This window comes from Corallococcus exercitus, from assembly GCF_042231735.1.
Classification (GTDB): Bacteria; Myxococcota; Myxococcia; order Myxococcales; family Myxococcaceae; genus Corallococcus; species Corallococcus exercitus_B.
Genome location: NZ_CP102577.1, coordinates 8,640,188 through 8,650,986 on the forward strand (window position 1 = coordinate 8,640,188; position 10,799 = coordinate 8,650,986).

The 10,799-nt window shown below is 68.6% G+C and carries 8 protein-coding genes; 3 read left to right on the top strand and 5 right to left on the bottom strand.

What is annotated here, in order from left to right:
- Nucleotide 1: 1 nt before the first annotated feature.
- The gene (locus tag NR792_RS34790; protein ID WP_171438227.1) at nt 2-883 is read left to right on the top strand and encodes a GGDEF domain-containing protein; all 882 of its coding nucleotides are present in this window, start codon (nt 2-4) and stop codon (nt 881-883) included.
- A gap of 5 nt (nt 884-888) precedes the next feature.
- A complete protein-coding gene (locus tag NR792_RS34795) occupies nt 889-1,065 on the top strand; it encodes a hypothetical protein (protein ID WP_375757009.1) in 177 nt (58 codons plus the stop codon).
- Nucleotides 1,066-1,093: 28 nt separating this feature from the next.
- On the opposite strand, the gene NR792_RS34800 is transcribed toward NR792_RS34795, so the two are convergent.
- The 5 genes from NR792_RS34800 to NR792_RS34820 form a co-directional block, all read right to left on the bottom strand.
- Nucleotides 1,094-2,122, bottom strand: coding sequence for an NAD-dependent epimerase/dehydratase family protein (locus tag NR792_RS34800; protein ID WP_375757010.1), 1,029 nt, complete (start codon nt 2,120-2,122; stop codon nt 1,094-1,096).
- Entirely contained in the window at nt 2,119-6,528 is a 4,410-nt protein-coding gene (locus tag NR792_RS34805; RefSeq protein WP_375757011.1) for an AMP-binding protein, read from the bottom strand. The genes NR792_RS34800 and NR792_RS34805 overlap by 4 nt, the downstream gene beginning before the upstream one ends.
- Nucleotides 6,529-6,545: 17 nt before the next feature.
- Complete coding sequence (locus tag NR792_RS34810; RefSeq protein ID WP_120527700.1) at nt 6,546-8,156, bottom strand: lactate racemase domain-containing protein; 1,611 nt, start codon at nt 8,154-8,156, stop codon at nt 6,546-6,548.
- Between the two features lie 30 nt (nt 8,157-8,186).
- Nucleotides 8,187-8,852, bottom strand: a complete 666-nt coding sequence (locus NR792_RS34815) for an HAD family phosphatase (protein WP_223646549.1) — start codon at nt 8,850-8,852, stop codon at nt 8,187-8,189.
- A gap of 103 nt (nt 8,853-8,955) precedes the next feature.
- Nucleotides 8,956-9,948 (bottom strand): NAD-dependent epimerase/dehydratase family protein, encoded by a 993-nt coding sequence (locus NR792_RS34820; RefSeq protein WP_375757012.1) that lies wholly within the window; start codon nt 9,946-9,948, stop codon nt 8,956-8,958.
- Nucleotides 9,949-10,328: 380 nt separating this feature from the next.
- Here NR792_RS34820 and NR792_RS34825 point away from each other — a divergent pair, with 380 nt between their 5' ends.
- Complete coding sequence (locus NR792_RS34825; RefSeq protein WP_375757013.1) at nt 10,329-10,658, top strand: SWIB/MDM2 domain-containing protein; 330 nt, start codon at nt 10,329-10,331, stop codon at nt 10,656-10,658.
- Nucleotides 10,659-10,799: the final 141 nt, after the last annotated feature.

Below are 10,799 nucleotides of genomic sequence, written 5' to 3' on the forward strand. Positions count from 1 at the left end.
GATGTCTGGCGACCAAACGCGAGTCACCAAGATCTCCAGCCTCACCCCGGGTCCCGAGCGCGGCACCGAGTGCTGTCTCGTGCAGATCCACGGACCTGAGCTGGGCAAGAAGTACGTGCTGGAAGAGACCGAGTTCACCATCGGTCGCGACCAGCACAACCACATCGTGGTGGACCTGGACAACGTGTCCCGCCGCCACGCTCGCATCTGGGGCCGGCAGGGGAAGATGTTCGTGGAGGACCTCCAGTCCACCAACGGCACCTACCTCAACGACCGGGAGGTGCTCCAGGCGCAGCCCCTGCGCAGCGGGGACCTGGTGAAGGTGGGCGGCTCCATCTTCAAGTTCCTCGATGGCGACAACATCGAGACCCAGTACCACGAGACCATCTACACGCTGACCATCGCGGACGGTCTCACCGGCATCAACAACAAGCGCTACTTCCTGGAGTACCTGGAGCGGGAGATGGGCCGCTCGCACCGGTACCAGCGCACGCTGTCGTTGATGATGTTCGACATCGACCACTTCAAGCAGATCAACGACGTCCACGGCCACCTGGCCGGCGACTACGTGCTGCGGGAGATGGCCCAGTCCATCAAGCGGCTGGTGCGCCGCGAGCAGTGCTTCGCGCGCTACGGTGGCGAGGAGTTCGCCATCGTCATGCCGGAGGACGGCCCGGACAAGGCGCGCCTGTTCGCGGAGAAGATCCGCAAGCTGGTGGAGGACAAGCGCTTCGTCTTCGAGGACAAGGACATCCCCGTCACCATCTCCATTGGCGTGGCGGAGGTGGCCTCGGAGATGTCGGAGCCCGCCCAGTTCATCAAGGTGGCGGACGCGAACCTCTACAAGGCCAAGAAGACCGGCCGCAACCGCGTGGTGGGCTGAGGGCCATGGCGGACGCAGGCGGTGGTCCGTCCTTCCTGGCCCGGCTCCTCCTCGTCCTGTTGGGCGTGGCCTTCCTGGGCGCCGCCTGGGTGTGGCACCGCAAGGACAAGGACCCGAACGCCGCCCGGCTCGTGGAGCGCGTGAGCGGCGGCCGGGTGCAGGGCGGCGCGGCGAATCCGTAAGGGCCCGCCGCGCGCTCTTCCTGAAACGTCAGGTGCCTTCGCGCGACTCGGCCAGCCGGCCGCGGGTGCCGGGCAGGTTTCCGGGCGGCATCTTCCCGTAGAGGTACTGGACGGTGTCGAGCAGCGTCTCGTGCACGTCGCGCGCCTTGAAGCCCAGCTCGCGCTCGGCCTTGGCGGGCTCCAGGTAGAAGAAGTGCTCGCCAATCTCGACCTCCTGCGGGTCGAGCTTGGACACGGTGCCGCGCATCTTCGCGAACTGCTCCAGCAGCTTGCCGCCCCAGATGTTCAGCTCGCGCGGCAGCTTCATGCGCGGGGCGGGCACGCCGGTGAGGCGCTGGAGCCGGTCGAAGAAGTCCGACATGGCCATGTTCACGCCCATCAGGTGGCGGCCGTAGACCTCACCCTTGGTGAGCGCCTGCACGAAGGCGTCCGCCGCGTCGCGCGCGTCCACGAAGGAGATGCCGCCGCCGGGCATGGCCGGAATCTCGCGGTTGAGGAACTTCACCACCGTCCAGGTGGACGACAGCCGGTCATCCCCGGGCCCCATCAGCAGGCTGGGGTTGAGCACCACCAGCGGGACGGAGTGCTTGCGGCAGTACTCCAGCGCCAGCTTCTCCTCGTAGATTTTGGACAGGTAGTAGGGCCAGTTGGCGACGGTGGTGATGGGGTAGTCGTCGTCCTCCGTGCCCACGCGGTCCTCCTTCGACACCGCGATGGTGCCGGAGGTTGAGCCCAGGATGACGCGCTGGATTCCCGCTTCGCGCACGTCGCGCAAGAGCTCGCGCGTGCAGTCCACGTGCAGCTCGTACATCCGCCGCGCGTCCTTGTTCTGGAAGGAGACGAGCCCCGCCAGGTGGTAGACGGCGTCCACGCCCTCCAGCGCGCGGCGCACGGCGTCCCGGTCCTTGAGGTCGCCCTGGTGCACTTCCGTCTTCGCGAACGCGGGGCCTGACGGCTTCGAGCGCGCGATGAGGCGCACGTCGTGGCCCGCCTCCACCAGCTTGGGCACCAGGTGCGTGCCCAGGAACCCCGTGCCTCCGGTGACGAGCAGCTTCACGCGTCCTTCCCTTCCGGCAGGGCCCGGGCGGGCGGGGTGAAGTCCCGGTCCGCGCCCACCTGCTCCAGGTCCAGCACCTTGCCCGCCCTCAGCGCGCGCACCGCTTCCTCCGCGATGTGCGTCACGTAGCGGTAGCCCTCCGAGCGCGCCATGCCCTGCGCCCGGGCCTTCAGCGACGCGTACTCCAGCGCCGGGCCCACGTGGACTTCCAGCTCCTTCGTCTTCGGGAACATGGAGCCCTTGGGCAGCGCTTCGTACGCGCCGTGGATGTACAGCGGCAGCACGTCCACCCCGTAGGTGAGCGACAGGTAGCCCAGCGTCGGCTTGAACTCCATCAGCTCGCCCGTCTTGGAGCGCGTGCCCTCCGGGAAGATGAGGACGTTGAAGCCCTGCCGCAGCGCCTCGCCCGCCACGCGCAGCGACTCGCGCAGGGAGCCCTGCCGGTCGATGGGGATGAGGTTCGTGAAGTTCTCGAACCACGCGCGCTTGAGCGGCGTGTCGAAGAAGTAGTCGCGCGCGGCCAGCGACACCATGCGCTCGCCCTGGTCGCCCAGCACCACGCGCACCAGGCCCGCGTCCAGGTGGCTGGCGTGGTTGGCGATGACGAGGAAGTTGCGGTTCTGCGGGATGAACGTCTTGCCCGTCACCTTCACGTCGAAGACGCCGCCGTAGAGCACCTTCTGCCCGAAGGACATCAGCTGCCGGCCCAGCGCGGACACGGACTCCGGCACCGGAATCTCGGCCTCCTCCGCGCGCTCGGCCTGCTTCTTGATGTCGCGCGCCCGCGTCTCCTGCGACGGCCGGCGTCCGGAGGCCACCACCAGCTTGCGCAGGTCCTCCACCGTCTGCACCTGCGTCAGGTCTTCAATGGCGGGCAGCGGCACGCCCGCGCCCTCCAGCGCCACGGACATCTCCGTGAGCATCAGCGAGTCGAAGCCCAGGTCGCCAATGAGCTGCGCGTCCGGCCGCACGTCCGACGCCGGGCGGTGGCAGACCTCCGCGATGAGCGGGTAGAGCCAGTCCGACACGCCGCCCGTGGTGGGGGCCGCCTGCGCCTTCTCCTTCACGCGGCCCGCGCTGGCCGCCACGCGGTCCAGCCGCTGCAGCTCCTCCACCACGCGCTTGCGCTTCACCTTGCGCGTGGAGGTGCGCGGCAGCTCGCCGTCCCAGAAGCGCAGCACCTTCACGCGCCGGTAGAAGGGCATGCCCGCGCTCACCTTGCGGAAGTGCTCCTCCAGCTCGTGGCGGACCTCCTCACGCGGGCGGTCCTTGAAGTCCGGCACGCACAGGCACGCCACCTTCTCGCCGCCCGCGTCCTCCGGCAGGCCGACGATGGACAGCTCCTTGATGTGCTCGTGCTCCTGGTACAGCTCCTCCAGCTCGTCCGGGTAGACGTTCTTGCCGTTGGCGTCGACGATGACGTCCTTGGCGCGGCCCATGAGGTACAGGCGGCCCTCGTCGTCCATGCGGCCCAAATCACCCGTGTGCAGCCAGCCGTCCTTCACCACGGCCTCGGTGGCCTCGCGGTCCCCGAAGTAGCCCGCCATCACGTTGGGGCCCTTGGCCAGCACCTCGCCAATGCCGTCGTTGTCCGGGTTGAGAATCTTGAACTCGATGCCCGGCAGCGCCTTGCCCACCGTGCCCTTCACGCGCTTGTTGGTGGCCTCGGACACCGCCAGCACCGGCGCGGCCTCCGTGAGGCCGTAGCCCTCGCGCATGGTGAAGCCCAGCTCGTGGAAGGCCTGGTGAACTTCTTCCGACAGCGCGGAGCCGCCCGACACCAGCACCTTCACCCGGCCGCCGAACTTGCGGTGCACCGGCCAGAACAACAGCTTGCCCAGGTTGAGCGAGCTGCGGTTGCGCAGCTCCCCGTTGGCCGCCATCAGCGCCTTGAGCGCCTGCTCCACCACCGGCGGACGCGCGGCCATCTCCTGCGTGATTTTCCGGTGCAAGAGCTGCCAGAGCGCGGGCACGCCAATCATCGCCGTCACGCGGCCCGTCTCGAAGACGTCGCCCAGCCGGTCCGACGTGAGCTCGTCGATGTACGTGATTTCCGCGCCGCGCATGAACGGCGTGAGGAAGCCGGCGGAGAACTCGAAGGTGTGGTGCAGGGGCAGCACGGACAGCACGCCGTCGCCCACGCCCACGTCGAACGCGCCCGCCAGCTTCGCCACCAGCGACGCGAAGTTGCGGTGGGTGAGCATCACGCCCTTGGGCGTGCCGGTGGTGCCGGAGGTGAAGATGACGCTCGCCACGTCGTCGGCGCCAGCGGACTTCCTCACCGGGCCAATGCGGTCCGGGAACGCCGGGTCGCCCGTCATGGCCTCCGCGAGGCTCGCCACGCCCACGCCTTCACCCAGCGCGCTGAAGAGGCCGGGGAAGTCCTGGGCGGTTTGCTCGGACACGAGGCACTGCTTCGCGGCCGCGCGCTTCGCGATGTTGACGACCTCCGCTTCCGTGAGCGCGGGGTCCACGGGGACGGCGGTGCCGCCCGCGCGCAGGATGCCGAAGTAGCTGATGGCCCACTCCGGCCGGTTCTCCGACACCAGCAGCACGCGGTCGCCGCGCTTGATGCCCTGGGCCATGAGGTAGCTGCCCACGCGGGCCGCGTAGCGATGCACCTCTCCGAAGGTGAAGCGCTCCTCCTTCTCGCCCGCGGCCATGCGGAACGCCACCCGGTGGCGGTACGCGTGCACGGTGGCCTCGAACAGCTCCAAGAGGTCGCGGTGCGCGGGGATGGCGGTGCGCTTCTCGCGCTCCTCGTCCAGGCCCGGGAACACCCACTTCTCCAGGCCGGGCAGGTGCGTGCCCAGGAAGTACTCGCGCCAGTCGATGCGGTCCGGCGCCCAGTCAATCTTCGCGCGGTCCGCCGGCACCATGCGCTCGTAGACGGAGCGCGTGTTGTCGCAGCGGAAGACGTAGCGGTTCTCCCAGAGGAAGGGGAGGAACAGGTCGATGAGGCCGGAGAGGCTGCCCGCCTGGGTCTCCACCTCGTCCAGCGCGACGCGGGCCTTGTCCATCATCGCCTGCACGCGCGGCGCGCCCCACGCGGGCCGCACCTCGTCCATGGCCTTCTTGAGCAGCTTCGCGCCCTTCGCCAGCATGGGCGCGCTGAGCAGCTGGAACTCCTGCTTGCTGACCGGCTGCGGCTCGATGCGCGAGCGCAGCGCGTTGACCAGCGAGTTGCCCGTCTCGCGGTTGCGGTAGTAGCGGCGGCGGTACAGACCCACCAGCTCCACGGAGCGGCTGGCGAGGAACGGGTTCACGTCACCGGACGCCAGGTTGTAGACGCGGCGCTCCTCCACCTGCATCGCGTGCGCGGTGATGCCCAGCGTGGCGCCGGCCACCTGGTCCACCGGGATGATGTCCAGGATGGCGTGGTCGCCCGCGGGGATGCCGCGCTGGCCCTTGATGCCCGCGTACGCCAGCGGCGCGGACGTGGTGAAGCCCTCGTTCCAGCCGGGGAACGGGAAGTGCGCCGCGCTCTCCACGATGGAGGGCCGCACGATGGAGTAGCGAAGCCCCGGCGTCCCCGCCATCACCTGTTCGCCCAGGTGCTTGGCGTACGTGTACGTGTTGGGCCAGCCCCAGTGCTGCGCGCGCTCCATGCCCGCGCGGACCAGCTCGCCGGACAGCCACAGCTTGCGCTCGCGGCCCACGGCCAGCCGCAGCGTCTTCTCATCCGTGGCGTCGCGGCCTTCTTCCTCCAGGCGGTCCAGCGCCTTCTTCCGGAAGAGGGAGGTGAGCGCCTTGTCATCCGCCTGTTCGCGCAGGCGGGCGACAATCTTGTCCGCGTCCGCCAGCTCCTGCTCCAGGCTGAAGTCGCGCCCGTCCATCTCCCCCTGCTTGGGGAAGTAGCCCAGCACCGGCTCGTCCTCGAACACGAGCCCGCTGCGGTTGCCCACGACGAACGCGGTGGACATGTGGATGAGCGGCACGCTCCAGCGCAGCGCCAGCTCCACCGCGTTCTTCACGCCGTGGGTGTTGACGTTGAGGCCCACCTCCAGCGACGGGTTGAACGACACGAGGCCCGCGCAGTTGACGATGGCGTGCACCTGCCCGGTGAGGGAGGCGACCTGCGCCTCCTCCAGGCCCACCAGGGGGTCGGTGATGTCGCCATCCAGGATGGTGCACTTCTCCTGGATGAACGCCATGGCGCCTTCGTCGCCCAGGCGGTCGCGCAGCGGCTGGAAGGGCTCGCTGGGCGCCACCTTGTCGAAGAAGCGGCGCTCCGCGGACGCGGCGCTGCCCTTGCGCACGATGACGTAGACCCGGTCCAGCACGTCGCCGTAGTGGGAGAGCAGCATCGACAGCGTCACCTTGCCCACGAAGCCGGTGGTGCCGACGAAGACGATGCGCTTGCCGGTGAAGACCTGGGTGACGTCCAGCGAAGGAAGCGTGGCCATGTCCGTGTGCGACCCTTTCACTTCACGTCCACCATCACCGTGGGCGCGATGCGCAGCAGGCTGATGGACGCGGAGCGCCCCATGAAGCCGCGCGCCTCTTCAATCGCCTCGGAGAGGGTGTCGGTGCGATCCCAGCCGAGCAGGGCCGGGACGTGGTTGTTCTCCGCGCCCGCGACAATGACCTTGCCCACGTGCTGGCGGCCGTTCTCGCCCCAGTACCACATGTAGAAGGGGTGCACGCCGTGGTAGGCGTTGCCCTTGCGGTACAGGTGCACGTAGCTGGGGTTCTCCGCGAACTCCTTCTCGTACTTGTGCTCCAGCTTCATGGAGTCCCGCGTCTCCGGCAGCAGCCGGTGGAAGAACTCGATGTAGCTGGGGTGCTGCACGGGGTCGAACTCGTCGTAGGCCGGGTGCAGGAGGATGAGCACGCCCCCCTTCTTCACCAGCGGCACACCCCGGTTGAGGTTGTAGAAGTACCCCAGCCCCATCACCTGCACGAGCAGCGGGTTGAGGATGGAGTTGACGCTGTAGGGGCTGACGAACGGGATGGGGAAGATGACGATGTCGCTCTGCCCCTCCACCGGCACCACGTACTGCTTCCAGCTCTGCTCCAGCGTCTTCGCGTGCGTGGGCTCCGTGGCCCCCGCGAACACGCCCGTCACGTCATAGGGCGCGGGGATGGCGTTGAGCACCTTGCGCGCCGCCGCGCGCGGCAGCTTGGACAGCGTGAAGCGCAGGGCCTGGAACTTCAGCCGGTCCGCCTCCGTGTAGTCCTCCTCCTTCTTCGCGAGGAAGTCCGTGGGCGCGCCGAACATGCGGTTGTTCAGCGTGGTCTCGATGTGGAAGACCTTGAGCGTGTTGTCGATGACCGTGCCGATGCGCGAGTTCTTCGTGTAGAGCGCGCTCGCCTTCGGCTCCATGTAGGAGTCCGACTCGCGGATGGTCTTGGGGTTGTGGTGGTGCCGGAGCGACGCGTAGTTCGTCACGCCCGTGCCCATGGACTTGTGCCCGCCGTTCATGGGCACGAAGTTGATGTTCACGTAGACGATGAGGTCGCTCTCCGCGACGCGCCGGTTCACCGCCACCACTTCGTTGTGGCTGGTGCGCTCCAGCTCCGTCATCCCGTCCGGGTCTTCCGCGTCGTGGTTGTAGTAGCGGTCCGGGTAGTAGGCGTCGAAGATCTTCTCGCCCACCATGCGCTTCATCTCGCCTTCGGTCATCCGGCGGTGCAGCGCGTTGGCGATGACCAGGTGCACGTCATCCACGCCGGAGTCCGCGCACAGCTCCAGCACCACCTCCAGGATGGACTGGCGCACGTCCGGCGTGACCATGGGCGGCAAGGGCACGCTGATGTCGTCGATGACGCAGGTCAGCCGCATGCCGGGCTTGAGCAGCGCGTGCAGCGGGTCCATGCCCTCCGGGTGGTTGATGGCCCAGCGGATGGCGGCCTTCACGTTGGGCACGCCCTCCAGCGGGGGGCGGGGGAAGATGACCCGGGTGCCCACGGGCAGGTCTTCCTGGAGGAAGCCCTCGCCGTAGAAGAGCGCCCGCGGGGGGCTGCCCTTCTCCGTGATGACCACCTGGCTTTCCTCGTCGTACAGCTTCTGGAGCGTCTTGAGCGGGCGCATGGATTGAGGGACGGCGGAAGGGGTGGGGGGTTACTTCAGGTCCAGGATGGGCCAGTTGTACGCGCGCGCGAGCGAGCGCAGCCGCAGGTCCGGGTTCACCGCGGTGGGCCGTCCCACCACGGCGAGCATGGCGTAGTCGGAGGCGCTGTCCGAGTAGCCGTGGCACTGGTTGAGGGCCAGGCCCTCGCGCTCGCAGTAGGCGCGGATGGCGTTGGCCTTGTTGGCGCCTTCGATGATGGGCGGAATCACCTTGCCGGTGGCCTTGCCGCCCACGAACTGCATCTTGTTGGCGATGACGTCGTCGCAGCCCAGGTGCCGGGCCAGGGGGCGCATGGTGAAGTCCAGCGCGCCCGTCACCAACACGATGCGGCAGCCGGAACGACGCGCCTCGTCGATGAGGTCCTGCGTCTGTTCATACAGCGCGGGCTTGAGGACGTCCTCGAACATGTCCTCCGCGATGGTGACCAGCCGGTCCTCGCTGAGGCCCGAGTAGTAGCGGTAGAAGAACTCGTTGAAGGCCTTGCGGTTGACGGCATCCAGGATGCCGAACACCGGCAGCCCCAGGGCGGTCCCCAGGGTGCGGCCCGCGATGCCCCGGAGCGAGCCCCGGTTCGTCGCGTAGTAGGCGTAGACGTGGACGATGTTCGTCCGGACCAGCGTCCCGTCGACGTCGAAGAAGGCGGCTTTGGCGGGCACTTTGGGGGGCATGGGCGGTCGGGCTTCCTCCCATCCTGGGGGGGGTCCGGTCAACGAAAGCGGAAGGGCCAGCGTGGGCTGCCGGCCCTTTGGGGGCATGGGTCTATAACCAGCCCTGCGCGCGATACCATTCACCACTGCGAGTGATGCTCTCCGCCAGCCCACGGCGCGGCCGGAAGCCCAGCAGGCGTTCAGCCTTGGCCCCCGAGCACGTCCAGGCGGGCGCCAGCAGCTGCCGCGCCAGCTTCCGGTTCAGGGGGAGCTTCCGGCCGGTCAGCCGCGTCACGCCGTCCGCCGCGGTGGCCAGGGCCGTCAGCACGGCCGGGGACAGGCGCCAGGTGCGCGTCTGGAAGCCCAGGGCCTTCGCCCCCAGGTCCTGCATCTCCTCCAGGGTCAGCCGCTCCGGCCCCGCGCAGAAGAACGCCTCCCCCAGGGCCTCCGGCTTTTCCGCCAGGACCAGCAGGAGGTCCACCACGTCCTCCACGTCCACCAGGGACAGCGGCCGGGGGCCCCCGGCCAGCTCCAGCCGGATGCCCTTCTTGCCCAGCTTGAAGAACGTCAGGTTTTCCCGGTCTCCGGGCCCCAGGATGCGCGGCGGGCGGATCACCGTCACGGGCAGCCGGTCCTGGAAGGAGAACGCGATGCGCTCCCCCTCCGCCTTGCTCTCGCCGTACCACTCATGGGGATGGAAGGCGTCCTCCTCCACATGGGGCCGCTCCGGGGTGGAGGGGCCGTGGGAGGCCAGCGAGCCGCACATCACCAGCCGGGGGCGGGGGGCGGGGAGGGCGGCCAGGGCCTCGCAGACCAACCGGGTGCCCTCCGCGTTGACGCGCATGAACTCGTCGCGCTGCGCGGCGCGGCGGATGCCGGCCAGGTGGAAGACGACGTCCACGCCCTTCACCGCGCCGGCCAGCGAGGCGGGGTCCGTCACGTCGCCCACCACCCGCGTCCAGGGGTGGCCCTCCAGGGCCTTCTCCAGCTCGCGGGTGTCCGTGGTGGGGCGCAACAGGCATGAGACACGGTCGCCGCGAGCGGCCAGCGCCCGCGCGAGCCAGGTCCCCAGAAAGCCGCCGGCGCCAGTGATGAGGGCATTCATGGGTGCTGTTTCATCCGAAAAGCCACATCCCGTCCACCGCCGAAATGGGCACCGTCCGCCCAGAGGAGGAGCGTGCTCGCGGGGCCGACTTTCCGCCTCCGGATGCGTCGCGAGGCACAATCTCCGAGGGAAAACGGCCTCCGGAGCCGGTTTCTGGGCCTCCGGACGCGCTCCGAGGGTTCCATTCCCGAGGGAAGAATGCGCTGCGGGGCCGAGTTCTAGGCTCCGAATCCATTGCTCCGAGGGGGCCCAGAGGGAAAAAGCGAGCGATGGGCGCTGTTTTTCGCTCTAGGCCGTGCTACTACGCGCCATCGGCTCTAGCTTGAAGATGCAAGCACGCCGTGCAACGTCCCCTTCGGAGGGGAGGAGACACAAGACGAATGGCCGCCAAGAAAGCCGCTGCGAAGAAGACCCCTGCTGCCGCGAAGAAGGCCCCTGCCGCGAAGAAGGCCGCGGGCCGCAAGCCCAACGCCGCGTTCATGAAGGAGATGACGCCCTCCGCTGAGCTGGCGGCGATCGTCGGTTCCAAGGCGCTGCCCCGCACCGCGGTGGTCAGCAAGATCTGGGACTACATCAAGAAGAACAACCTCCAGGACGCGAAGAACAAGCGCCAGATCAACGCCGACGACAAGCTGAAGCCCATCTTCGGCGGCAAGAAGAACGTCACCATGTTCGAGATGACCGCGCTGGTGAACAAGCACCTGAGCTGAACGGTGCAGGGCCCATCGGGGCCGTCGCCGGTCGCCCGAAGGACCCTGGGGGCTCGTCACGCATCGCGCGGGACGGGCCCTCCGCTTTTTCCCCGTGTGTCAGGCGCCCGCCTGGAGCGTTGAAAAGGGGGCGAAGGCGCA